Below are 24,644 nucleotides of genomic sequence, written 5' to 3'. Positions count from 1 at the left end.
ACAGAATGTCTGTATCATTTGAAAACAAAGAAACAAACCGCGGAGTCTTGACTTTCACTATCTCTCAAGACCAAATCAAACCAGAATTGGATCGTGTCTTCAACTCAGTGAAGAAATCTCTTAATGTTCCAGGTTTCCGTAAAGGTCACCTTCCACGCCCTATCTTCGACAAAAAATTTGGTGAAGAGTCACTTTACCAAGACGTTATGAACGCTCTTTTGCCAAACGCTTATGAAGCAGCTGTAAAAGAAGCTGGTCTTGAAGTCGTTGCTCAACCAAAAATTGACGTAATTTCAATGGAAAAAGGTCAAGACTGGGTTATCACTGCTGAAGTGGTTACAAAACCTGAAGTAAAATTGGGTGACTACAAAAACCTTGAAGTATCAGTTGATCTAGAAAAAGAAGTAACTGATGCTGACGTTGAAGAGCGTATCGAACGCGAACGCAACAACTTGGCTGAATTGGTTATCAAAGAAGCTGCTGCTGAAAACGGCGACACTGTTGTCATCGACTTCGTTGGTTCTATCGATGGTGTTGAATTTGATGGCGGAAAAGGGGAAAACTTCTCACTTGGACTTGGTTCAGGTCAATTCATCCCTGGTTTCGAAGACCAATTGGTAGGTCACTCAGCTGGTGAAACTGTTGATGTTATCGTAACATTCCCAGAGGACTACCAAGCAGAAGACCTTGCAGGTAAAGAAGCTAAATTCGTAACAACTATCCACGAAGTAAAAGCTAAAGAAGTTCCAGCTCTTGACGACGAGCTTGCAAAAGACATCGACGAAGAAGTTGAAACACTTGCTGAATTGAAAGAAAAATACCGCAAGGAATTGGCTGCAGCTAAAGAAGAAGCATACAAGGATGCAGTTGAAGGTGTAGCAATTGATAAAGCTGTAGAAAACGCTGAAATCGTAGAACTTCCAGAAGAAATGATCCATGAAGAAGTTCACCGTTCAGTAAACGAATTCCTTGGAAACTTGCAACGTCAAGGTATCAACCCTGACATGTATTTCCAAATCACTGGAACTACTCAAGAAGATCTTCACAAACAATACGAGGGAGAAGCTGAGTCACGTACTAAGACTAACCTTGTTATCGAAGCAGTTGCCAAAGCTGAAGGATTTGATGCTTCAGAAGAAGAAATCCAAAAAGAAATCGAGCAATTGGCTGCAGATTACAACATGGAAGTTGCACAAGTACAAAGCTTGCTTTCAGCTGATATGTTGAAACACGACATCACAATTAAAAAAGCTGTTGAATTGATTACAAGCACAGCAACAGTTAAATAATCTTATACTCTTCGAAAATCTCTTCAAACCACGTCAGCGTCGCCTTACCGTACTCAAGTACAGCTTGTGGCTAGCTTCCTAGTTTGCTCTTTGATTTTCATTGAGTATTAATAAACAAAAATCCCACCTGAATTGGTGGGTTTTCTTATGCACTATTTTCCAAAAATCTCTTTGAGGTCTGCGTCTGTAATCCCAATCATGGCTGGGATGCTGTCCCAGTTTTCTTCGGTTAGGATGTAGGATGGTTCAGAGGTACTTGATGTGGCAGTTTCAGAGATAGATTGTTTATTTTCCTCAATATTTTCAATTAAATCACTGAAGCGTTCGATCAGATAGGTTTTTCGGGCAGTTCCGATGTGTTGGGTAGCATAGTCGAAGGCTTGTAATTCGCCTAGTAAGATAAGCTTGCTTTTGGCGCGTGTAATGGCTGTATAGATGAGATTGCGCTCCAGCATACGCCTACTAGCACTAGTGATAGGTAGGATGACAACAGGGAACTCACTTCCCTGGGACTTATGGATACTCATGGCATAGGCCAAGCGAATTTTGTACCATTCGTTACGTGGGTAAGAGACCTCGTTGCCATCAAAATCAATGACAATTTCGTCTTGTTTCGACTCGGTGTATTTACCAGGAATCAGGTCTGTGATAGTTCCTAAATCTCCATTAAAGACATTGATTTCAGCATCATTGACCAAGTGAATGACCTTGTCGCCCTTACGATAGTGGCACTGGGGAGCTTCAAAACTGAGTTGGTCTTTTTGTGGTGGATTAAGGATGTCTTGCATGAGTTGGTTGATGGCATCAATCCCTGCTGTTCCTCGGTACATGGGCGCCAGAACTTGGATATCACGGGCAGGGATACCACTTCTTAGGGCAGCGCCTAAGATTTTCTCAATCGTAGCAGGAATATGTCCGCTAGCAATTTCAAAGTAGGAACGGTCTGCTTTTTTCTGGGTGAAATCAGCTGGCAAGATACCCTGTCTAATCTGACTAGCTAGGGTGACGATGGTTGATTCTTCGCTTTGCCGGTAAATTTTTTCCAAGCGAGTCTGAGGAATCAAGGGAATATGAAGCAGATCCGCTAGAACCTGTCCAGGGCTGACAGACGGTAGCTGATCGCTGTCGCCTACGATTAGAATCTTACTGTTAGAAGAGATATTGGAAAAGAGTTGATTGGCCAGCCAAGTATCCACCATAGAAAATTCATCCACGATAATAAAGTCGGAATCCAGATAATCTTCCAGATGACTGGTGTCATCGTCACCTGTCATTCCTAAATGACGGTGTATGGTCGCGCTAGGCAAGCCTGTCAATTCATTCATGCGCCGAGCGGCTCGACCAGTTGGAGCGGCAAGAAGAATAGGTAAGTTGCTTTTTTTCCTGAGGTCAAGTCCTTCTAAAATGGCATAAACAGCGATAATCCCATTGATAACAGTCGTCTTACCAGTACCGGGTCCACCTGTTAGGATAAAGACCTTGTTCTGGATAGCGTCACAGATAGCTTGTTTTTGAATGCTATCATACTCAATCTCCAGATCTTCTTCGACAGTAGCGATATGTTTTTGAATGGTTTCTAAATCATGACTCTTCTGTTTTCCTTTTTCAAGGATACGAACCAAGTGACTGCGGATGCCTTCCTCAGCGAAAAAGAGACTGTTATCAAAGATTTTTGTATCAATCTGCTGAACCTTGTCTTCTTCAATCAGGTAGGAGAGTTCTTGGGCTACTTGGCTGGGGTCCAGTTCCACGGGACGAGAAGATTCAAGGAGAGTAAGGGTTTGTTCTAGCAAATCCCGTGCTTCAATATAGGTGTCCCCTGTTTCCATACAGGCCTGAAAAAGACTATGAACTAGACCGGCGCGGAAGCGTTCAGGGGCTTGACTTTCGATGCCTAGTTCTTCCGCTAATTGGTCAGCAATAGTAAAGCCTAAACCCTTGATATCCTCAACTAGTTGGTAGGGATAATTTTCAACCACATCAAGGGTTTTTTCCTTATAAAAGTCTTGAATCTGAAAGGCTAGTTTGTTGGGAATGCCGTAGTTGGCAAGTTTGGCCAAAACCATCTCGGTTCCGTAGTTGAGGCGGAGAGTGGAGACGAAAGCCTCGCGATTTTTTGAAGATAGTCCTGCAATGCCTTCTAGCTTTTCTGGGTGTTGCAGAATTTCGTCAATGGTATTGTCGCCATAGGTATCCACGATTTTCTGAGCTGTCTTAAGACCAATCCCCTTGAAATGGCTACTTGAAAAGTACTTGACCAATCCCTTGCTAGTTGGTTTTGCGCGTTCATATCGGCTGATTTGCAGTTGTTCTCCATACTTGGAGTGCTGGACAATTTGTCCCCAAAAAGTATAGTCTTCTCCCTCAATCACATCAGCCATGGTGCCCGTGACAATGATTTCAAAATCATCAAAATCCTCTGCGTCTGTATCGTCGATTTCTAGGAGAAGGATGCGATAAAAATTGCTGGGATTTTCAAAAATAATCCGTTCAATGGTTCCTGAAAAATAAACTTCCATAAAATTCCTTTGTATGAATAGGTGAGAGTTAACTTTGTATCTGTTTTAATCGAATTGGTACTAAAGAATCATCTTCTCACGATAGAAGAAGAGGCTGAGATTCTTTATTCTCGGCCTCTTAGGTCTCTTAAAATGTTCCGATACGGGTGATTGGCCAGAAGCGGAATTTAGCTTCCCCTGTGATATCTTTTGCTTTAAAAGTACCTACGTGACGACTGTCACTTGAAACCAAGCGGTCATCTCCGAGGAGAAGGTATTCTCCTTCTGGGACAGTAAAGCTAAAGTTGGTGTTGTAATTGACATCAACTGTGAAGGCTTGGGCTTTTTGAGCAATACTTCTAAAGAAGGTTCCTTTATTTCCTTCAAATCCCTTGCCTGAGTAGGTGCTTTGGAGTTTGTCATCCTTGAAGCGTTTGATATAGTCAGCTAGATAAGGTTCATCTGTCTCTTTGTCATTGATGTAAAGTTTATCATTTTCGTAACGGATGGTATCGCCAGGCATTCCGATGACACGTTTGACAATGTCCTTATTGCCATCTTCCTCATGGGCAACCACGATATCAAATCGGTCAATAGGGAGGTGTTTGACAACAAAGAGGATTTCGCCATCCGCTAGGGTAGGATCCATGGAATGCCCTTCTACGCGAACATTGCTCCAAAAAAAGATACGACTTAAAGCTAGTAATGACAGAATTAGGAGGAACAATCCCCACTCTTTTAAGAAATTTTTAAATGAATTCATAACTTACCTTTCTAAGCGTTTTTTCGCTTTTTCAGTATTTTTAAAGTGCAATTTGGCGCAGAAGTTGAGTCCCTGCATACCATAGGCTTGCAAAATCTGGCTAGCCACCTTATCAGAAGCCGTTCCAGCTCCACTTGGAAGTTGATAGCCCAGCTCTCGTCCTAGATTTTCAAGATTTTCTAGAAAGAGATCACGCGCAATGATGGAAGAAACTGCGACAGCCAAGTATTTGCCCTCAGCCTTTTCTTCTAAGCTGATAGGATTGCTGAAACGATTGGCCTCTTGTGCCAAGTACTTGTCATAATTTTTAGCACTGGTAAAGGCATCAATCACAATTTTCTCAGGCTGAATGCCTTTTTGAAGAAGGAGATAGATAGCCTGATTATGGAGGGCTACCTTAACAGAAACAGCATTGTAGCGGTCTCCGATGACCTCGTTGTACTTACTTGGTGAGAGAAGCAGTGCCTGGTGCTGAATTTTTTCTTTGAGAATAGGGGCAATCTGACGGATCTTTTGGTCGGTCAGAGTCTTAGAATCCCCCACACCGAGTTTTCTCAAGAAGGCATGCTGGTCAGGTGTGACAAAGGAAGCCACAACTGCAAGCCCACCAAAGTAGGAACCATTCCCTACCTCATCTGTCCCAATCAAAGGGAGATTTTGTCCGCTGGTTTCCTCTACAACTTGATAGCCAAAGAAACAGGCGTACTTCTCAGCTCCTTCACCCTGAAGCAAGACCTTTCCAGAAGTATAGATAGAAACCGTTGCTTGAGGTAGTCTCAAAAAGTAGCGAATATAGGGATTTTTACTGGGAGCCAGACTGGTTTGGTAGTGTTCAAGAAAAGCCTGAATCTCCTTTTCACTTGGTGTGAGTGTTATACTTGCCATAGTTTCTATTGTACCATAAAAGCAGGCAAATTTGTAAAAACTGACAAAATTAGCGAATTTTGGTATAATATCGTGAGGTGAATTTTATGGCAAATCTAAATCGATTCAAATTTACATTCGGGAAAAAATCATTAACCTTGACGAGCGAACATGATAACCTTTTTATGGAGGAAATCGCCAAGGTTGCGACAGAAAAATACCAAGCAATTAAAGAACAAATGCCTAGCGCAGATGATGAAACAATCGCTCTTTTGTTGGCAGTCAACTGTTTGTCAACTCAACTCAGCCGTGAGATTGAATTTGATGATAAGGAGCAAGAATTAGAAGAACTCCGTCACAAACTTGTGACTTGCAAGCAAGAACAGAGCAAGATTGAGGATTCCTTATGATTTCATTTCTTCTTCTATTGGTCTTGGCTTGGGGATTTTATATCGGCTATCGGAGAGGCCTGCTCTTACAGGTTTATTACCTGATTTCAGCCATGGCATCGGCTTTTGTGGCTGGCCAGTTTTATAAGGGACTTGGAGAGAAATTTCATTTGCTGCTCCCTTATGCAAATCCGCAGGAAGGTCAGGGAACTTTCTTTTTCCCATCGGATCAACTCTTTCAGTTGGATAAGGTCTTTTACGCAGGGATCGGCTACTTGCTTGTATTTGGGATTGTCTATAGCATCGGTCGTTTGCTTGGTCTCCTTTTGCACTTACTTCCTAGTAAAAAACTGGGTGGTAAGTTGTTCCAAGTTTCAGCAGGGATCTTGTCCATGTTGGTGACCTTATTTGTCTTGCAAATGGCCTTGACCATCTTGGCGACCATCCCCATGGCAGTTATACAAAATCCTCTTGAAAAGAGTATCGTCGCAAAACACATCATCCAGAGCATACCAGTAACAACCAGTTGGCTCAAACAAATCTGGGTGACAAATTTAATCGGATAAAAAGGGCAGGAGTTTTCCTAGCCCTTTGTTTACAGATTGACTCGAATCTATCAGAATGTAAAAAGCTAATACTCTTCGAAAATCTCTTCAAACCACGTCAGCTTCCATCTGCAACCTCAAAACACTGTTTTGAGCAACCTGCGGCTAGCTTCCTAGTTTGCTCTTTGATTTTCATTGAGTATACCACACCTAGACATTCAAAGACAAGGAAATAAAGATGAATAAGAAAATATTAGAAACATTAGAGTTCAATAAGGTCAAAGCCTTGTTTGAACCCCATTTGTTGACTGAGCAGGGCTTGGAGCAATTGAGACAGCTTGCTCCAACTGCCAAAGCGGATAAAATCAAACAGGCTTTTGCTGAAATGAAGGAAATGCAGGCTCTCTTTGTCGAGCAACCGCATTTTACCATTCTTGCAACTAAAGAAATCGCAGGAGTTTGCAAGCGGTTGGAGATGGGAGCGGACCTCAATATCGAGGAGTTCCTACTCTTGAAGCGCGTGCTTCTTGCTAGCCGAGAACTGCAAAGTTTTTATTCTAATCTGGAAAATGTCAGCTTGGAAGAATTAGCCCTATGGTTTGAGAAATTACACGATTTTCCGCAATTACAAGGAAATCTCCAAGCCTTTAATGATGCAGGTTTCATTGAAAATTTTGCCAGTGAAGAATTGGCGCGCATCCGTCGAAAAATCCATGATAGCGAGAGTCAGGTACGCGATGTTTTACAGGATCTGCTCAAACAAAAAGCCCAGATGTTGACAGAAGGAATCGTTGCCAGCAGAAATGGGCGTCAGGTTTTACCTGTCAAAAACACCTACCGCAATAAGATTGCTGGTGTCGTTCATGATATTTCTGCTAGTGGAAATACCGTCTATATCGAACCCCGTGAGGTGGTCAAACTGAGCGAAGGAATTGCCAGTTTGCGAGCAGATGAGCGCTATGAAATGCTTCGCATTCTCCAAGAAATTTCTGAGCGTGTTCGCCCTCATGCGGCTGAGATTGCCAATGATGCTTGGATTATCGGCCATCTAGACTTGATTCGTGCCAAGGTCCGCTTTATCCAAGAAAGACAAGCAGTCGTACCTCAGCTGTCAGAAAATCAAGAGATTCAACTGCTCCATGTCTGCCATCCTTTGGTCAAAAATGCCGTCGCAAATGATGTCCATTTTGGTCAAGATTTAACAGCGATTGTCATTACAGGTCCCAATACAGGTGGGAAGACTATAATGCTTAAAACTCTGGGCTTGACACAGGTTATGGCTCAGTCAGGTTTGCCGATTTTAGCTGATAAGGGAAGTCGTGTGGGTGTTTTTGAAGAAATCTTTGCCGATATTGGAGATGAGCAGTCTATTGAGCAGAGCTTGTCTACCTTTTCTAGCCATATGACCAATATTGTGGATATTCTTGGCAAGGTCAACCATCATTCGCTTTTGCTCTTGGATGAGTTGGGGGCTGGTACAGACCCCCAAGAGGGAGCAGCTCTTGCCATGGCTATTCTGGAGGACCTTCGTCTACGTCAAGTCAAGACCATGGCGACTACCCACTATCCAGAACTCAAGGCCTACGGTATTGAGACAGCCTTTGTGCAAAATGCCAGCATGGAGTTTGATACTGCAACTCTACGCCCGGCCTATCGCTTTATGCAGGGTGTGCCTGGTCGAAGCAATGCTTTTGAAATTGCTAAACGTTTAGGACTATCTGAAGTCATCGTGGGAGATGCCAGTCAGCAGGTCGATCAGGACAATGATGTCAATCGGATCATTGAGCAACTGGAAGAGCAGACGCTGGAAAGCCGCAAACGCTTGGACAATATCCGTGAGGTGGAGCAAGAAAATCTCAAGATGAACCGTGCGCTTAAAAAACTTTACAATGAGCTTAATCGTGAAAAGGAAACCGAGCTTAACAAGGCGCGTGAACAGGCTGCTGAGATTGTAGACATGGCCCTAAGTGAAAGTGACCAGATCCTTAAAAATCTCCACAGTAAATCCCAACTCAAGCCCCATGAAATTATTGAAGCCAAGGCTAAGTTGAAAAAATTGGCTCCTGAAAAAGTAGATTTGTCTAAAAACAAGGTCCTTCAAAAAGCCAAGAAAAAACGAGCTCCAAAGGTAGGAGATGATATCGTGGTTCTCAGTTATGGCCAGCGTGGTACCTTGACCAGTCAACTCAAGGATGATCGCTGGGAAGCCCAAGTCGGTTTGATTAAGATGACCCTGGAAGAGAAAGAATTTGACCTTGTTCAAGCCCAGCAAGAAAAGCAAGTCAAGAAGAAACAAGTCAATGTTGTGAAACGAACTTCTGGGCGTGGCCCACAAGCTAGACTGGACCTTCGAGGCAAACGTTACGAAGAAGCCATGAATGAGTTAGATGCCTTCATCGACCAAGCCCTGCTTAATAATATGGCTCAAGTTGACATCATCCATGGTATCGGAACAGGTGTCATCCGTGAAGGTGTCACCAAATACCTACAAAGAAACAAACATGTCAAGAGTTTCGGCTATGCCCCACAAAATGCTGGAGGCAGTGGTGCGACTATTGTGACTTTTAAAGGATAAGGAATATCTCGGAATTCATAAAGTAAAAACTGTTGAATTAAGTTTTACTAATAAACACATTGACAAAAGCCAACATTTTTTGTAAAATAAGAATCAATTAAATACCAACACCGAATGAAGTTTAATAGAAGTGGGGAATCGTTTGATTTTCCATGACTGTAAATGGACGGAACTCTGGAGAGACCGTAAAGGCACCGAAGGGGCAAGGCAGGCAACTGCTCAAACTCTCAGGTAAAAGGACAGAGCTAGGATAGACCGCTTTTTGGCATTTATCTAAGCATTCCAGAGTACATGTATCTTGCATGTGCTCTTTCTTTTGGGGTTGAAAAGATAGGAGAAGGAAATGTTAGAATTGCTTAAATCAATTGATGCTTTTGCTTGGGGCCCACCCCTCTTGATTTTATTGGTCGGAACAGGAATTTACCTAACTGCCCGTCTAGGCTTCTTGCAGGTTTTGCGTCTGCCCAAGGCCTTCCAGCTTATTTTTACCAAGGATAAGGGGCATGGAGATGTATCCAGCTTTGCGGCCTTGTGTACAGCCCTAGCAGCGACAGTTGGTACGGGAAATATTATCGGGGTGGCGACAGCTATCAAGGTCGGTGGACCAGGAGCTCTCTTTTGGATGTGGATGGCGGCTTTCTTTGGGATGGCTACCAAGTATGCGGAAGGTTTATTAGCTATTAAATACAGGACTAAAGACGATAACGGTGCTGTTGCAGGAGGTCCCATGCACTATATACTTTTGGGTATGGGAGAAAAGTGGAGACCACTTGCCATCTTTTTTGCTATCGCAGGTGTTTTAGTAGCTTTGTTAGGAATCGGAACCTTCACCCAAGTCAACTCGATTACAGAATCTATCCAGAATACAACGACTATTTCGCCAGTCATCACAGCTCTTGTTTTGTCTGTCTTTGTAGCAATTGCAGTCTTTGGTGGACTCAAGTCTATTTCAAAGGTTTCAACTACTGTTGTTCCTTTTATGGCCATCATCTATATTTTGGGAACTCTTACAGTTATTTTCTTTAATATTGGAAAAATTCCTGCCACAATCGCTTTAATCTTGACATCAGCTTTTAGTCCTGTTGCTGCGGTAGGTGGATTTGCCGGTGCTAGCATTCGGATGGCTATTCAAAATGGTGTGGCGCGTGGTGTGTTCTCAAACGAATCTGGTCTGGGTTCTGCTCCAATTGCAGCAGCTGCAGCTAAGACAAACGAACCAGTAGAGCAAGGTTTGATTTCCATGACAGGAACCTTTATTGATACACTCATTATCTGTACTTTGACAGGTTTGACCATCTTGGTAACTGGTGTTTGGAGTGGTGATTTGAATGGAGTGGCATTGACTCAGTCAGCCTTCTCAACAGTCTTTTCACATTTTGGGCCTTCCCTCTTGACCATCTTCCTTGTACTCTTTGCCTTTACGACGATTTTAGGCTGGAACTACTACGGAGAACGTTGTTTTGAATTTCTCTTTGGTGTTCGTTTTATCTGGCTCTACCGTGTGGTCTTTGTGCTTATGGTCTTGTTGGGAGGATTTATCGAGTTGGATATGGTTTGGATTATCGCAGATATCGTGAATGCCTTAATGGCTCTGCCAAACTTGATTGCCCTCTTAGTTTTATCACCAGTCGTCATTGCTGAGACTAAAAAGTATTTTAATAAATAATGAAATCACACATTGCGTGTGATTTTTTGCATTCATAAAGAATTTTTATCGGTGCAATTTAAAATATATATTATACATGGTATAGAATCTGTGATAGACTAGGTTTCAACAAAATGAAAAGAGGTTTTATGATGACAACATTTACAATCCATACAGTAGAATCAGCACCAGCAGAAGTGAAAGAAGTTCTTGAAACGGTGCAAAAAGATAACAATGGCTATATTCCCAACCTAATCGGTCTCTTGGCAAATGCGCCTACCGCCCTTGAAGCATACCGAACTGTCGGAGCTATCAACCGTCGTAACAGCTTGACACCTGTTGAGCGCGAAGTGGTGCAAATCACGGCAGCCGTGACTAATGGTTGTGCTTTCTGCGTCGCAGGTCACACAGCCTTTTCCATCAAACAAATCCAGATGAATGATGACCTGCTTCAAGCTCTTCGCAATCGTACTCCAATCGAAACAGATCCTAAATTGGACACCCTAGCTAAGTTTACTTTGGCAGTTATCAATACCAAGGGTCGTGTAGGAGATGAAGCCTTAGCTGAGTTTTTAGAAGCTGGATACACTCAACAAAATGCCTTGGATGTGGTTCTTGGTGTCAGCCTAGCAAGCCTCTGTAACTATGCTAACAACCTAGCCAATACACCAATTAACCCAGAATTGCAACCTTATGCTTAATTCATATCTGAGTAAAAAATGAAGTCTGAAATTAACGGACTTCGTTTTTTATTCCCTCATTTAAGCGCTTTTATGCTATACTGAAACTAATATGATTATTGGAGGTTAGGATGAAAAAACTCCCTTTGGTATTTTCTGGTTGTTTGCTAGGTTTGGCAGGAGCTGGAAATCTCGTTTTAGATACGTTGCCGGTTCTGTCCCATCTTTTTAGTCTGACAGGTTTGATTTTGTGGATTTACTTTCTGCTTTTGCATCTCTTTAATTGGAAAGAAACCAAGCAAGAATTGACCAAGCCTCCTCTTTTGTCAGGGATGGCCACTTTTCCTATGGCTGGGATGATTTTATCTACTTATGTCTTTAGAGTCTTCCCTCATCTTCCTTTGGTAGCGCAAGGGCTCTGGTGGTTTTCATTTCTCTTGGATGTGGCTCTGATTGCTGGCTTCACTATCAAATTTGCCTATCCGGGGCGGAGGGTTCATGCGACTCCAAGCTGGACGGTTCTCTATGTGGGGATAGCAGTGGCAGCATTGACTTATCCTCTGGTAGGCATCATAGAAATTGCCTATGCGACCTTGAGTTTTGGTTTTCTCCTAACCTTCTATCTCTACCCGCTTATTTATAGCGATTTAAAGAAACATCCGCTCCCACTAGCCTTGCTTGGGCAAGAAGGGATCTACTGTGCTCCCTTCTCTCTACTCTTGGCTTCTCTAGTCCGAGTTGGAGGAGCCAGCCTACCAACTTGGGTCTTAATCGTCATGATTTTGGCTTCTCAATCCTTCTTTTTCTTTGTTTTGACTCGTCTGCCCAATATTTTAAAACAAGGCTTTCAACCAGCCTTCTCAGCTCTCACCTTCCCAACCATTATCACAGCTACCTCTCTCAAGATGGCTCAGGGAATCTTGAAACTTCCATTTTTGGATTATTTGGTATTGGCTGAAACTATTATATGCCTAACTATTTTATTCTTTGTATTAGGTGCTTATCTAATTTGGTTACGAAAAAAGGTCTAGCTAGAAATAGCTAAACCTTATTTTTTATGGTTTGATAACTTCAGCTCCACCCATGTATGGACGAAGTGCTTCTGGGATGGTCACAGAACCATCTTCATTTTGGTAGTTTTCAAGAATAGCAGCCACTGTACGTCCAACTGCAAGTCCAGAACCGTTCAAGGTATGGAGCAATTTCACCTTGCCATCTGCTTCATCACGGTAACGGATTTGGGCACGACGGGCTTGGAAATCTTCTGTGTTTGAACAGCTTGAGATTTCACGGTAGGTATTTTGGGCTGGAATCCAAACTTCCAAGTCGTAAGTTTTCGCAGCTGAGAAGCCCATATCTCCTGTAGAGAGAGCAACGACACGGTATGGAAGGTTAAGTTTTTGAAGGATATTTTCAGCATTGGCTGTCATTTTTTCCAATTCTTCGTAAGATTCTTCTGGTTTGGCAAATTTAACCATTTCAACTTTGTGGAATTGGTGCAAACGAATCAAGCCACGAGTATCACGACCAGCTGAACCAGCCTCAGAACGGAATGAAGGACTCATAGCAGTAAAGTAGATTGGTAGGTCTTTACCGTCAAGGATTTCATCACGGTAGTAGTTTGTCAGAGGAACTTCTGCTGTAGGAATAAGGACATAATTGCTGTCGCTGAGTTCAAAAGTATCTTCCTTGAATTTTGGATATTGACCAGTTCCAAACATAGAATCATGGTTAACCATGTAAGGCGTGATGACTTCAGTATAGCCTTCTTTGCCATGTTCATCCAACATAAAGTTGTAGATGGCACGTTCCAAACGAGCACCGAGTCCTTTATAGAAGAGGAAACGAGCACCTGTTACCTTACCACCGCGTTCCCAGTCAAGGATACCAAGGTCTTCACCAAGATCCCAGTGAGCTTTTGGCTCGAAATCGAACTCGCGTGGAGTACCCCAACGGCGAACTTCCACATTGTCATCTTCGTCAGCCCCAACAGGAACGCTGTCAGCTGGGATGTTTGGAAGAGTAGTGGTAAATTCTGTTAATTTAGCATCGATTTCTGCCAATTCAGCATCCAAAGCTTTGACTTCAGCAGATAGGGTTTGCATAGCAGCAATCTTGTCATCTGCATTTTCCTTGTTGCGCTTAGCTTGGGCAATCTCAGCTGAAACTGTGTTGCGTTCTGCTTTTAAAGTTTCAACCTTGACCAAGATGTCACGACGTTTAGCATCGATTTCTTTCATCTCGTTCAAGACAGCAGCATCTACACCACGTGTAGCCAATTTTTCTGCGACAGCATCAAAGTCTATACGAATGCGTTTGATATCTAACATAAGAACTCCTTTATGAAAAAAGCACACCTGACAAAGCGTTGGAGTGGCAGGGCCACGGTTCCATCCAACTTCACAGGTGTGCACTTGATTGTGTATGTAATTGTTACTAACGGTAGAATTTCACTTATCCCTCCTATCTGCTCGCAGCATCCGCAGACTTTCTGAAAGAAGAAGATAACCTACTTATCCGTTGCTATGATTATACTAAAGTTTCTACTTTTTTGCAAATAGATTTTTAAATTTTTGACCAATGGTCTGAATCAGAGTCGGAAGCTTGACGACCTTTTCGTTGCCCAGTTTTTCACGAGCAATTTTGAGAATGGCACCTGAGTCTTTTGAAGCAAAGAGGAATTTTCCTCTGTCTGTAAAGACTTCGAAGTGGCGACTAATTTTGCGACCAGAGACATTAGCTCCAATCTGGTTGATATGTTTCCAAGGAATCTGGATAAATTGTTCAACATTGACATCTGGGTAAAATTCCAGAGCCTGATCTCCGACAAGGAATTTCCCAACTTTCCCAGCTATAGAGAGATAGGAAGTTCCTGTCGTATTGAGAAGCACTGTTTTGTTAAGAGATTGGGCCATGATTAATCTTCCTTGTTTTCACCGAAAAAGGCATTGTAGAGGGCTTTAATAGCTGCTTTCTCTTGGTCCTTATGGACAACAAACATAATAGATACTTCACTAGAACCTTGAGACATCATCTGGATGTTGATCTTATTTTCAGATAGAGCACGTGTCGCAGTAGCAGTGACACCGATATGGCTCTTCATCTTTTCTCCAACAATCATAATGATTGAAAGGTCGTGCTCGATTTCTGCATGGTCTACTTCAGCCTTTTGAACCAACTGACGAAGGATTTCTTCTTCCTTGATAGGAGTTAGTTCGCGAGAACGGAGGATGATTGAAAGATCGTCGATACCTGTTGGCATATGTTCCCAACCGATGTTAAGATCTTCAAGGATTTGAAGAACCTTGCGTCCAAATCCAACCTCACGGTTCATGAGGTATTTAGACATGTTGATGCTGACAAAGCCTGAGTCACCAGCAATTCCCACAACTGGAAATTCATCACTACTGTGTTTTAGAACGATACGAGTACCTGGATGATCAGGATTGTTGGTATTCTTGATAACCAGAGGAATTTTTCCACGGTAGGCAGGTAGAAGGGCTTCGTCATGAAGAACTGAGAATCCTGCATAGGCTAACTCACGCATTTCACGATAGGTCAACTCAGGGATTGAGTGTGGTTGGTGAATAATACCAGGGTGGGCTGCAAAGATACCATCAACGTCTGTAAAGTTTTCATAGAGGTCTGCCTTAACACCGGCAGCAATGATAGAACCTGTAATGTCTGATCCTCCACGTGAGAAGGTACAGATTTGATTTTCTTTGGTAACTCCAAAGAAACCAGGAATGACAAGGACTTCATTGGCGTTTGTCAATTCTTCAATCTTGTCATAACTTGATGGAATGATGCGAGCGTGACCAGGTTCACTTGTAACCACAATACCAGCTTCTCTAGGGTGCACATAGCGTGCATCGATCCCGTTTTGATTAAAGTAGGCAGCAATCAATTTAGCATTGTTATTTTCACCTGCTGCTAGGAAAGTATCGTAGAGAAATTCATTTTCATCAATAGGAAGAGTGGCTAAGGCGCGAATACTTTTAGAAATTTTTTCTAGAACGGCTGGTTTCAGTCCTAATTCACTCACCATAGCAGCATAGCGGTCGATAATCCAATTCTGACTCTTACTAATATCGTTACCAGCGACATAATCGCGATAGTATTTAATTAAGGCATCCGTAACCTTAGTATCCTCTGCATTGCGTTTACCAGGCGCAGAAACGACTACAAAACGACGCTCTGAATCGCTTTTGACGATGTTTAAAACTTTTTCTAATTGACTAGCTGAGGCAAGAGAGCTACCTCCAAATTTAACAACCTTCATAAGAACTCCTAAAGTAAGTATTTTATACGATTATAGCAGAAAGAAAGGCTTTTTTCAATGAAGAAAATAAAATGCGTTCTGGTATAAAGCGAGCCTTTCTAATCGGCTGAGACACTTTCAGTCGATTTTTTCTTGCTTTCTATTCCTAAAAAAGATATACTTTGAAAATAAAATAATTTAAATCGCTTATAAAATAAAAAGGAGTCCTGATGGAACACATTATTTATCAGCTTGAAGAGGACTTGGCAATCCTTACCTTGAATCGTCCTGAGGTCGCGAATGGTTTTCATATCCCCATGTGTGAGGAGATTTTAGAAGCTCTGATTTTGGCAGAAGAGGATCCGGCTGTGCATTTTGTCTTGATCAATGCGAATGGCAAAGTTTTTTCAGTTGGGGGAGATTTAGTAGAGATGAAGCGGGCAGTGGATGAGGATGATATTCCATCATTGACGAAAATCGCAGAATTGGTCAATACTATTTCTTATAAAATCAAGCAAATTTCTAAACCTGTCTTGATGGAAGTTGGTGGCGCTGTTGCAGGCGCCGCAGCAAATATGGCTGTTGCGGCAGATTTCTGCATTGCTACGGATAAGGCTAAATTTATCCAAGCCTTTGTTGGAGTTGGCTTGGCTCCAGATGCAGGAGGAATTCATCTCTTGAGTCGCAGTATTGGTGTGACACGTGCTGCTCAATTAGCTATGACAGGTGAGGCTTTGACCGCAGAAAAAGCTCTAGAGTGGGGCCTGGTTTACCGCGTTTCTGAAGCTGATAAACTTGAAAAGACGAGAGAACAGCTTCTTAAAAAATTAAGACGTGGCTCAAGTAATTCCTATGCTGCCATCAAGAAGTTGGTTTGGGAAAGCCAATTTAAAGATTGGCAAGATTATGCTACTTTAGAACTGAACCTACAGGAATCACTAGCGAAAACAGAGGATTTCAAAGAGGGAGTTCGGGCTCATTCGGAAAGAAGACGACCTAAATTTACAGGAAAATAAAAAAATACTTGCACCATTCTTTGAACTTTGATATAATTCTTTTGTCAAATGTTTTGATTCTAAAAGTTTTTTTGAAAAGGAGGGAAGGAAAGATTGGACTACCAACGAATTAATGAATATTTAACGTCTATATTTAACAATGTCCTCGTTATTGAGGAAGTTAGCTTGAGGGGTAGTCGTTTCAAGGATATCTCCATCAAAGAAATGCATACGATTGATGTGATTGGAAAAGTTCCAGATGTGACACCAAGTCAAGTGTCAAAAGAGTTGATGGTGACTCTTGGGACAGTTACGACTAGTTTGAATAATCTCGAACGCAAGGGTTACATTGAACGCATTCGTTCAGAACATGATCGACGTGTGGTACATCTGCATTTGACAAAGAAAGGTCGCTTGGTTCATAGGCTACATAAACGCTTCCACAAGGCCATGGTTGAAAAAATCATTGATGGTATGAGTAAGCAAGAAATTGAGGTTATGAGCAAAGGTTTGACTAATCTTTATCAATTTTTGGAGGATTTGAGATAATGGCTTTTGCAAAAATAAGCCAGGTTGCTCATTATGTGCCAGAGCAAGTGGTTACAAATCATGATTTGGCTCAGATTATGGATACCAATGATGAGTGGATTTCAAGTCGGACGGGAATACGACAAAGGCATATTTCAAGAACAGAATCTACTAGTGATTTGGCTACAGAAGTTGCCAAGAAACTGATGGAAAAAGCTGGAATCACAGGAGGGGAGTTGGATTTTATCATCCTAGCTACCATTACTCCAGATTCGATGATGCCCTCTACAGCTGCTCGTGTTCAAGCTAATATTGGTGCTAATAAGGCCTTTGCTTTTGACCTAACAGCAGCTTGCAGTGGATTTGTATTTGCTCTTTCAACTGCTGAAAAGTTTATCGCTTCTGGTCGCTTTCAAAAAGGCTTGGTGATTGGTAGTGAGACCCTCTCAAAAGCAGTCGATTGGTCAGACCGATCAACAGCTGTTTTATTTGGAGATGGTGCTGGTGGTGTCTTGTTAGAAGCTAGCGAGCAAGAGCATTTCTTGGCAGAGAGTCTCAATAGTGATGGGAGTCGTAGCGAGTGTCTAACTTATGGACATTCAGGCTTGCATTCTCCGTTTTCAGATCAAGAAAGTGCAGATTCATTTTTGAAGATGGATGGGCGTGCAGTCTTTGATTTTGCTATTCGGGACGTAGCCAAGTCTATCAAGCAGACTATTGATGAATCTCCTATAGAGGCGACAGACTTGGATTATCTGCTACTTCATCAGGCTAATGACCGTATTTTGGATAAGATGGCTAAAAAAATTGGTGTCGACCGAGATAAACTTCCAGCCAATATGATGGAATATGGCAATACCAGTGCAGCCAGTATCCCGATTTTACTTTCAGAGTGTGTAGAACAAGGTCTCATCCGTTTAGATGGTAGCCAGACTGTTCTACTATCAGGCTTCGGTGGAGGCTTGACATGGGGCACGCTCATTCTTACAATTTAGGTAATCATGTGGTGAACACATTGTTATAAAAAAACTATTTATTTTAAAGGAGTCCTATCATGGCAGTATTTGAAAAAGTACAAGAAATTATCGTTGAAGAACTTGGAAAAGACGCATCAGAAGTAACACTTGAATCCACTTTTGATGATTTGGACGCAGATTCATTGGACTTGTTCCAAGTAATCTCAGAAATCGAAGATGCTTTTGATATCCAAATCGAAGCAGAAGATGACTTGAAAACAGTTGGTGACTTGGTTGCCTACGTTGAAGAGCAAACAAAATAAACAGAATATAAATAGAAGGAGTAGGGAAACCCGCTCCCTCTTGTTTAGGCAATAGTTTGATTTTCAAATTATGACGGTATCGAACTATTACGTAAGCAAGAAACGATGGAGGCACTATGAAAACGCGTATTACAGAATTATTGAACATTGATTATCCTATTTTCCAAGGAGGAATGGCCTGGGTTGCTGATGGAGATTTGGCAGGAGCTGTTTCCAAGGCTGGAGGACTAGGGATTATCGGTGGGGGGAATGCCCCTAAAGAAGTTGTCAAGGCAAATATTGATAAAATCAAATCATTGACTGATAAACCCTTTGGTGTCAACATCATGCTCTTGTCTCCCTTTGTGGAAGATATTGTAGACCTCGTTATCGAGGAAGGGGTTAAGGTAGTTACAACAGGCGCAGGAAATCCAAGCAAATACATGGAACGTTTCCATGAAGCTGGTATTACGGTTATTCCTGTTGTGCCAAGTGTTGCCCTAGCGAAACGCATGGAAAAAATCGGTGCGGATGCCGTTATTGCAGAAGGAATGGAAGCTGGGGGGCATATCGGTAAATTAACAACCATGACCTTGGTGCGCCAGGTTGCTGCTGCTGTATCTATTCCTGTTATTGCTGCAGGAGGGATTGCGGATGGTGAAGGTGCTGCTGCTGGTTTTATGCTAGGTGCAGAAGCTATTCAGGTTGGAACTCGCTTTGTCGTTGCAAAAGAGTCTAATGCCCATCCAAATTATAAGGCGAAAATTTTAAAAGCTAGAGATATTGATACTACGATTTCAGCTCAACACTTTGGACATGCTGTTCGTGCGATTAAAAATCAGTTGACTCGTGATTTTGAACAAGCTGAAAAAGATGCCTTTAAACAAGAAAATCCAGATTTGGAAATTTTTGAACAAATGGGAGCAGGTGCTCTAGCCAAAGCGGTTGTTCACGGAGATGTGGATGGAGGCTCTGTCATGGCAGGTCAAATTGCAGGCCTTGTTTCCAAAGAAGAAACCGTTGAAGAAATCCTAAAAGATTTGTATTACGGGGCAGCTAAGAAAATTCAAGAAGAAGCCTCTCGTTGGGCAGGAGTTGTAAGAAATGACTAAAACAGCCTTTTTATTTGCTGGTCAAGGTGCCCAGTATCTAGGTATGGGCCGTGATCTCTATGATCACTACCCTATTGTCAAAGAAACGATTGATCAAGCGAGTCAGGTACTCGGTTATGATTTGCGTTATCTCATTGATAGGGAAGAAGAAAAACTTAATCAGACTCGCTATACGCAACCAGCTATTTTAGCAACTTCAGTTGCTATTTATCGTTTATTGCAAGAAAAGGGCTATCAGCCTGATATGGTTTCTGGTTTGTCTCTTGGAGAATACTCTGCCTTGGTGGCCAGCGGTGCCTTGGATTTTGAAGATGCGATTGCCTTGGTAGCTAAGCGTGGATCCTATATGGAAGAAGCGGCCCCTGCTGGTTCTGGCAAGATGGTAGCAGTTCTCAATACGCCAGTAGAGGTCATTGAAGAAGTCTGTCGAAAAGCTTCTGAACTTGGAGTAGTTACCCCAGCCAACTATAATACACCTGCACAAATCGTGATTGGTGGAGAAGTGGTTGCAGTTGACCGAGCTGTCGAACTCTTGCAGGAAGCAGGTGCCAAACGCTTGATTCCTCTCAAGGTGTCAGGTCCCTTTCATACTGCTCTCCTTGAGCTTGCTAGCCAGAAACTAGCTGAAACTCTGGCTCAGGTAAGTTTTTCAGATTTTACTTGTCCCCTAGTTGGCAATACAGAAGCTGCAGTTATGCAAAAAGAAGACATTGCTCAACTCTTGACGCGTCAGGTCAAGGAACCAGTTCGTTTCTATGAAAGTATTGCAGTTATGCAAGAAGCAGGAGTAACCAACTTTATCGAGATTGGACCAGGGAAAGTCTTGTCAGGCTTTGTCAAAAAAATTGATAAAACGGCTAAACTAGCTAATGTTGAAGATCGGGCTAGTTTGGAAACTTTGCTAGAAAACAAGTAATCCCTTCTCCCATAAATACAAGAGGAAACAGGAGAAAAGAATGCAACTAAAAAATAAAAATATCTTTATTACAGGTTCGAGTCGTGGGATTGGTCTTGCCATAGCCCACAAGTTTGCTCAGGCAGGAGCCAACATTGCCTTAAACAGTCGTGGGGCAATCTCAGAAGAATTGCTCGCTGAGTTTTCAAACTATGGTGTCAAGGTGGTTCCCATTTCAGGAGATGTATCAGATTTTACAGACGCTAAACGTATGGTTGATCAAGCTATTGCAGAGCTGGGTTCAGTAGATGTTTTGATCAACAATGCAGGGATTACCCAAGATACCCTTATGCTCAAGATGACAGAAGCAGATTTTGAAAAAGTGCTCAAGGTTAACTTGACTGGTGCTTTTAACATGACACAATCAGTCTTGAAACCGATGATAAAAGCCAGAGAAGGTGCTATCATTAATATGTCTAGTGTTGTTGGCTTGATGGGAAATATCGGTCAAGCTAACTATGCAGCTTCTAAGGCTGGTTTGATTGGTTTTACCAAGTCTGTGGCTCGTGAAGTGGCCAATCGCAATATCAGGGTTAATGCTATTGCACCTGGAATGATTGAGTCCGATATGACAGCTGTTCTATCAGACAAGGTAAAAGATGCCATGCTGGCACAAATTCCTATGAAAGAATTTGGGCAGGCAGAGCAGGTTGCAGATTTAACAGTATTTTTAGCAGGCCAAGATTATCTAACTGGTCAAGTGGTTGCCATTGATGGTGGCTTAAGTATGTAGCAGAAGCTAGAGGTAAAAAAGATGAAACTAAATCGCGTAGTAGTAACAGGTTATGGAGTAACATCTCCAATCGGAAATACACCAGAAGAATTTTGGAATAGTTTGACAACTGGAAAAATCGGAATTGGTCCAATTACAAAATTTGATCATAGTGACTTTGATGTGCATAATGCAGCAGAAATCCAAGATTTTCCTTTTGATAAATACTTTGTTAAGAAAGATACCAATCGTTTTGATAACTATTCTTTATATGCCTTGTATGCGGCTCAAGAAGCTGTCAATCATGCAGGTCTTGATGTAGAGGCCCTTGATAAAGATCGTTTTGGTGTTATCGTGGCCTCTGGTATTGGTGGAATCAAGGAAATTGAAGATCAAGTGCTTCGCCTAAATGAAAAAGGGCCAAAACGTGTGAAACCATTGACTCTTCCAAAAGCCTTGCCAAATATGGCTTCAGGAAATGTTGCTATGCGTTTTGGAGCAAACGGTGTTTGTAAATCCATCAATACTGCCTGTGCTTCATCAAATGACGCGATTGGGGATGCCTTCCGCTCAATTAAATTTGGTTTCCAAGACGTTATGTTGGTAGGTGGTTCAGAAGCCTCTATCACACCTTTTGCTATCGCTGGTTTCCAAGCCCTGACAGCTCTCTCTACTACAGAGGATCCAGCTCGCGCTTCTATTCCATTTGATAAGGACCGTAACGGTTTTGTTATGGGAGAAGGTTCAGGGATGTTGGTTCTTGAAAGCCTTGAGCACGCCGAAAAACGTGGTGCTACTATTCTTGCTGAGGTGGTTGGTTACGGAAATACCTGTGATGCCTACCATATGACTTCTCCTCATCCAGAGGGGCAAGGAGCTATCAAGGCCATCAAACTAGCCTTGGAAGAAGCAGAGATTTCTCCAGAGCAAGTAGCCTATGTCAATGCTCACGGAACGTCAACTCCTGCTAATGAAAAAGGAGAAAGTGGTGCGATCGTGGCTGTTCTTGGTAAGGAAGTACCTGTATCATCAACCAAGTCTTTCACAGGACATTTGCTGGGTGCTGCAGGTGCAGTAGAAGCTATCGTCACAATCGAAGCCATGCGTCATAACTTTGTTCCAATGACAGCTGGGACAAGTGAAATATCAGACTATATCGAAGCCAATGTCGTTTATGGACAAGGCTTGGAGCAAGAAATTCCATACGCTATTTCAAATACTTTTGGTTTTGGTGGCCATAATGCAGTTCTTGCTTTCAAACGTTGGGAGAATAAATAAGTATGAATTTAAACGATATTAAAGACTTGATGGCCCAATTTGACCAATCAAGTTTGAGAGAATTTTCTTATAAGAATGGGACGGATGAGTTACAGTTTAGCAAGAATGAAGCTAGACTGGTGTCTGAAGTTGCAGCTCAAGTCGCTCCAGGGCCCGTTCTAGCAACAGTAAGTCCAGTAGCTACTTCATCTGCTTCAACAGAAACTGTAGCAGAAGAGTTTCCAGCTCCAGCTGAAACAAGTGTGGCTGCTGAGGGAGATGTTGTAGAGAGCCCACTTGTTGGGGTGGCTTACTTGGCTGCTGGTCCTGATAAACCTGCCTTTGTAACAGTGGGTGATAGTGTTAAAAAAGGTCAAACATTGGTAATTATCGAAGCCATGAAAGTCATGAATGAAATCCCAGCTCCTAAGGATGGTGTGGTAACGGAAATTCTCGTTTCTAACGAAGAAATGGTTGAGTTTGGTAAAGGATTGGTACGTATCAAATGATCGATATTCAAGGAATCAAAGAAGCCCTTCCCCATCGTTATCCTATGTTACTAGTGGATCGTGTCTTGGAAGTGAGCGAGGATACCATTGTTGCCATCAAAAATGTGACCATCAATGAGCCCTTCTTCAACGGTCATTTTCCTCAATACCCTGTCATGCCAGGTGTTCTGATTATGGAAGCCTTGGCGCAAACAGCTGGTGTCTTGGAGTTATCAAAACCTGAAAATAAAGGTAAACTAGTCTTTTACGCTGGTATGGACAAGGTTAAGTTCAAGAAGCAAGTTGTACCAGGCGACCAATTAGTTATGACGGCAACGTTTGTAAAACGCCGTGGTACCATTGCTGTGGTTGAAGCAAAAGCTGAAGTGGATGGCAAGCTTGCGGCCAGTGGTACTCTTACCTTTGCAATTGGGAACTAAGGAGGTTCTCCATGTTTCGAAAAATTTTAATTGCCAATCGTGGTGAAATTGCGGTTCGTATTATCCGTGCGGCGCGTGAATTGGGGATTGCAACGGTGGCGGTTTATTCAACTGCTGATAAGGAAGCCCTTCATACGCTTTTGGCAGATGAAGCGGTTTGTATCGGTCCTGGTAAGCCTACAGAGTCTTATCTCAATATAAATGCGGTTCTATCAGCTGCAGTCTTGACTGAGGCAGAAGCCATTCACCCCGGTTTTGGATTTCTCAGTGAAAATTCCAAATTTGCAACTATGTGCGAAGAGGTGGGGATCAAGTTTATCGGTCCATCTGGTCATGTCATGGATATGATGGGGGATAAGATCAATGCGCGCGCTCAGATGATCAAAGCAGGTGTGCCTGTCATTCCAGGTTCGGATGGAGAAGTGCATAACTCTGAGGAAGCCTTGATTGTTGCTGAAAAAATTGGCTACCCTGTTATGCTCAAGGCTTCAGCAGGTGGAGGTGGTAAAGGGATTCGTAAGGTTGAAAAACCAGAAGACCTCGTTTCCGCCTTTGATACTGCTTCAAGTGAAGCCAAGGCCAATTATGGCAATGGTGCCATGTACATAGAACGGGTCATCTATCCAGCTCGTCACATCGAGGTTCAAATCCTAGGAGATGAGCATGGACATGTGATTCACTTGGGGGAACGGGATTGTTCTCTTCAACGGAATAATCAAAAGGTTTTGGAAGAAAGTCCTTCGATTGCAATTGGCAAAACGCTACGCAATGAAATTGGTTCTGCTGCTGTTCGAGCAGCAGAGTCTGTTGGTTATGAAAATGCAGGGACCATTGAATTTCTTCTTGATGAAGCAAGTGGCAATTTCTACTTTATGGAAATGAATACACGTGTTCAGGTAGAGCATCCAGTAACAGAGTTTGTATCAGGTGTGGATATCGTTAAGGAACAAATTCGCATTGCGGCAGGTCAGCCTCTGTCTGTTAAGCAAGAAGATATTGTCCTACGCGGGCATGCTATCGAGTGTCGTATCAATGCAGAAAATCCAGCCTTCAACTTTGCTCCAAGTCCAGGTAAGATTACTAATCTCCATCTGCCAAGTGGTGGAGTTGGCTTGCGCGTGGATTCAGCAGTTTATCCAGGTTATACCATTCCGCCTTATTATGATAGTATGATTGCCAAAATCATCGTACACGGTGAAAACCGTTTTGATGCCTTGATGAAAATGCAACGTGCCCTCTATGAATTAGAGATTGAAGGGGTGCAGACCAATGCAGATTTCCAGCTTGACCTCATTTCAGATCGCAATGTCATTGCTGGGGATTATGATACTTCCTTCTTGATGGAAACCTTCTTACCCAAGTATCAAGAAAAAGAATAAAATGACTTCAA

Annotated in this window: 24 protein-coding genes and 1 riboswitch; of the genes, 18 read left to right on the top strand and 6 right to left on the bottom strand. The window is 42.5% G+C overall.

The features are described 5' to 3' along the window. The first annotated feature begins 5 nt into the window (after window positions 1-5). On the top strand, window positions 6-1,289 hold the full coding sequence (gene tig, locus KUA57_RS04380) for a trigger factor (protein WP_218493704.1): 1,284 nt from the start codon (window positions 6-8) through the stop codon (window positions 1,287-1,289). 152 nt (window positions 1,290-1,441) lie between these two features. Here the strand turns inward: tig and recD2 are convergent, their stop codons facing one another. The 3 genes from recD2 to rnhC all read right to left on the bottom strand — a co-directional run bounded on the left by recD2 (window position 1,442) and on the right by rnhC (window position 5,435). Then, entirely contained in the window at window positions 1,442-3,808 is a 2,367-nt protein-coding gene (recD2, locus tag KUA57_RS04375) for an SF1B family DNA helicase RecD2 (protein ID WP_218493703.1), read from the bottom strand. A gap of 127 nt (window positions 3,809-3,935) precedes the next feature. Next, complete coding sequence (gene lepB, locus KUA57_RS04370) at window positions 3,936-4,550, bottom strand: signal peptidase I (RefSeq protein ID WP_001083986.1); 615 nt, start codon at window positions 4,548-4,550, stop codon at window positions 3,936-3,938. Between the two features lie 3 nt (window positions 4,551-4,553). Next, the gene (rnhC, locus tag KUA57_RS04365; RefSeq protein ID WP_125415611.1) at window positions 4,554-5,435 is read right to left on the bottom strand and encodes a ribonuclease HIII; all 882 of its coding nucleotides are present in this window, start codon (window positions 5,433-5,435) and stop codon (window positions 4,554-4,556) included. 86 nt (window positions 5,436-5,521) lie between these two features. Here rnhC and zapA point away from each other — a divergent pair, with 86 nt between their 5' ends. From zapA to KUA57_RS04335, 6 genes are all read left to right on the top strand, one after another. After that, window positions 5,522-5,824: a cell division protein ZapA gene (zapA, locus tag KUA57_RS04360; RefSeq protein ID WP_000002019.1), complete on the top strand. Its 303-nt coding sequence runs from the start codon at window positions 5,522-5,524 to the stop codon at window positions 5,822-5,824. Then, window positions 5,821-6,369 (top strand): CvpA family protein, encoded by a 549-nt coding sequence (locus KUA57_RS04355; protein ID WP_125415613.1) that lies wholly within the window; start codon window positions 5,821-5,823, stop codon window positions 6,367-6,369. Before zapA ends, KUA57_RS04355 begins: the two co-directional genes overlap by 4 nt. Window positions 6,370-6,586: 217 nt before the next feature. Further along, entirely contained in the window at window positions 6,587-8,923 is a 2,337-nt protein-coding gene (locus tag KUA57_RS04350) for an endonuclease MutS2 (protein WP_218493702.1), read from the top strand. 164 nt (window positions 8,924-9,087) lie between these two features. Then, window positions 9,088-9,176: riboswitch (glycine riboswitch) on the top strand. 90 nt (window positions 9,177-9,266) lie between these two features. Next, entirely contained in the window at window positions 9,267-10,589 is a 1,323-nt protein-coding gene (locus KUA57_RS04345) for an alanine/glycine:cation symporter family protein (protein WP_218493701.1), read from the top strand. 131 nt (window positions 10,590-10,720) lie between these two features. After that, window positions 10,721-11,269 carry a carboxymuconolactone decarboxylase family protein gene (locus KUA57_RS04340; protein WP_000206774.1) on the top strand — a complete coding sequence of 183 codons (549 nt, stop codon included), beginning with the start codon at window positions 10,721-10,723 and terminating at the stop codon, window positions 11,267-11,269. A 110-nt stretch (window positions 11,270-11,379) separates the two neighbouring features. After that, window positions 11,380-12,279 (top strand): TDT family transporter, encoded by a 900-nt coding sequence (locus KUA57_RS04335; protein WP_125415617.1) that lies wholly within the window; start codon window positions 11,380-11,382, stop codon window positions 12,277-12,279. Between the two features lie 24 nt (window positions 12,280-12,303). Here the strand turns inward: KUA57_RS04335 and serS are convergent, their stop codons facing one another. The 3 genes from serS to KUA57_RS04320 form a co-directional block, all read right to left on the bottom strand. After that, on the bottom strand, window positions 12,304-13,578 hold the full coding sequence (gene serS, locus KUA57_RS04330; RefSeq protein WP_125430685.1) for a serine--tRNA ligase: 1,275 nt from the start codon (window positions 13,576-13,578) through the stop codon (window positions 12,304-12,306). Between the two features lie 213 nt (window positions 13,579-13,791). After that, a complete protein-coding gene (locus tag KUA57_RS04325) occupies window positions 13,792-14,163 on the bottom strand; it encodes a DUF956 family protein (RefSeq protein WP_125430688.1) in 372 nt (123 codons plus the stop codon). 2 nt (window positions 14,164-14,165) lie between these two features. Next, entirely contained in the window at window positions 14,166-15,530 is a 1,365-nt protein-coding gene (locus KUA57_RS04320) for an aspartate kinase (RefSeq protein ID WP_061864359.1), read from the bottom strand. Between the two features lie 209 nt (window positions 15,531-15,739). Here KUA57_RS04320 and KUA57_RS04315 point away from each other — a divergent pair, with 209 nt between their 5' ends. From KUA57_RS04315 to accC, 11 genes are all read left to right on the top strand, one after another. After that, window positions 15,740-16,525 (top strand): enoyl-CoA hydratase, encoded by a 786-nt coding sequence (locus KUA57_RS04315; protein WP_125446941.1) that lies wholly within the window; start codon window positions 15,740-15,742, stop codon window positions 16,523-16,525. Window positions 16,526-16,618: 93 nt separating this feature from the next. Then, the gene (gene fabT, locus KUA57_RS04310; RefSeq protein ID WP_000386355.1) at window positions 16,619-17,053 is read left to right on the top strand and encodes a fatty acid biosynthesis transcriptional regulator FabT; all 435 of its coding nucleotides are present in this window, start codon (window positions 16,619-16,621) and stop codon (window positions 17,051-17,053) included. Further along, window positions 17,053-18,027 carry a beta-ketoacyl-ACP synthase III gene (locus KUA57_RS04305; protein WP_125446943.1) on the top strand — a complete coding sequence of 325 codons (975 nt, stop codon included), beginning with the start codon at window positions 17,053-17,055 and terminating at the stop codon, window positions 18,025-18,027. Before fabT ends, KUA57_RS04305 begins: the two co-directional genes overlap by 1 nt. 59 nt (window positions 18,028-18,086) lie before the next feature. Then, on the top strand, window positions 18,087-18,311 hold the full coding sequence (locus KUA57_RS04300) for an acyl carrier protein (protein WP_000257838.1): 225 nt from the start codon (window positions 18,087-18,089) through the stop codon (window positions 18,309-18,311). 116 nt (window positions 18,312-18,427) lie between these two features. Further along, on the top strand, window positions 18,428-19,402 hold the full coding sequence (fabK, locus tag KUA57_RS04295; protein ID WP_049500269.1) for an enoyl-[acyl-carrier-protein] reductase FabK: 975 nt from the start codon (window positions 18,428-18,430) through the stop codon (window positions 19,400-19,402). Next, entirely contained in the window at window positions 19,395-20,318 is a 924-nt protein-coding gene (fabD, locus tag KUA57_RS04290; protein ID WP_218493700.1) for an ACP S-malonyltransferase, read from the top strand. Before fabK ends, fabD begins: the two co-directional genes overlap by 8 nt. 40 nt (window positions 20,319-20,358) lie before the next feature. Further along, window positions 20,359-21,090, top strand: a complete 732-nt coding sequence (gene fabG, locus KUA57_RS04285; protein ID WP_049502053.1) for a 3-oxoacyl-[acyl-carrier-protein] reductase — start codon at window positions 20,359-20,361, stop codon at window positions 21,088-21,090. A gap of 21 nt (window positions 21,091-21,111) precedes the next feature. After that, window positions 21,112-22,347 carry a beta-ketoacyl-ACP synthase II gene (gene fabF / locus KUA57_RS04280; RefSeq protein ID WP_218493699.1) on the top strand — a complete coding sequence of 412 codons (1,236 nt, stop codon included), beginning with the start codon at window positions 21,112-21,114 and terminating at the stop codon, window positions 22,345-22,347. Between the two features lie 2 nt (window positions 22,348-22,349). Next, window positions 22,350-22,835: an acetyl-CoA carboxylase biotin carboxyl carrier protein gene (accB, locus tag KUA57_RS04275; RefSeq protein ID WP_218493698.1), complete on the top strand. Its 486-nt coding sequence runs from the start codon at window positions 22,350-22,352 to the stop codon at window positions 22,833-22,835. Next, on the top strand, window positions 22,832-23,254 hold the full coding sequence (fabZ, locus tag KUA57_RS04270; protein WP_000565515.1) for a 3-hydroxyacyl-ACP dehydratase FabZ: 423 nt from the start codon (window positions 22,832-22,834) through the stop codon (window positions 23,252-23,254). The genes accB and fabZ overlap by 4 nt, the downstream gene beginning before the upstream one ends. Before the next feature lie 11 nt (window positions 23,255-23,265). Next, entirely contained in the window at window positions 23,266-24,633 is a 1,368-nt protein-coding gene (gene accC, locus KUA57_RS04265) for an acetyl-CoA carboxylase biotin carboxylase subunit (RefSeq protein ID WP_218493697.1), read from the top strand. Window positions 24,634-24,644 lie beyond the last annotated feature (11 nt).

It is taken from the genome of Streptococcus vulneris (genome assembly GCF_019218685.1).
Lineage (GTDB): Bacteria > Bacillota > Bacilli > Lactobacillales > Streptococcaceae > Streptococcus > Streptococcus vulneris.
Note: the sequence above shows the minus strand (reverse complement) of the source record. Positions and strands in the feature narration are given on the sequence as shown.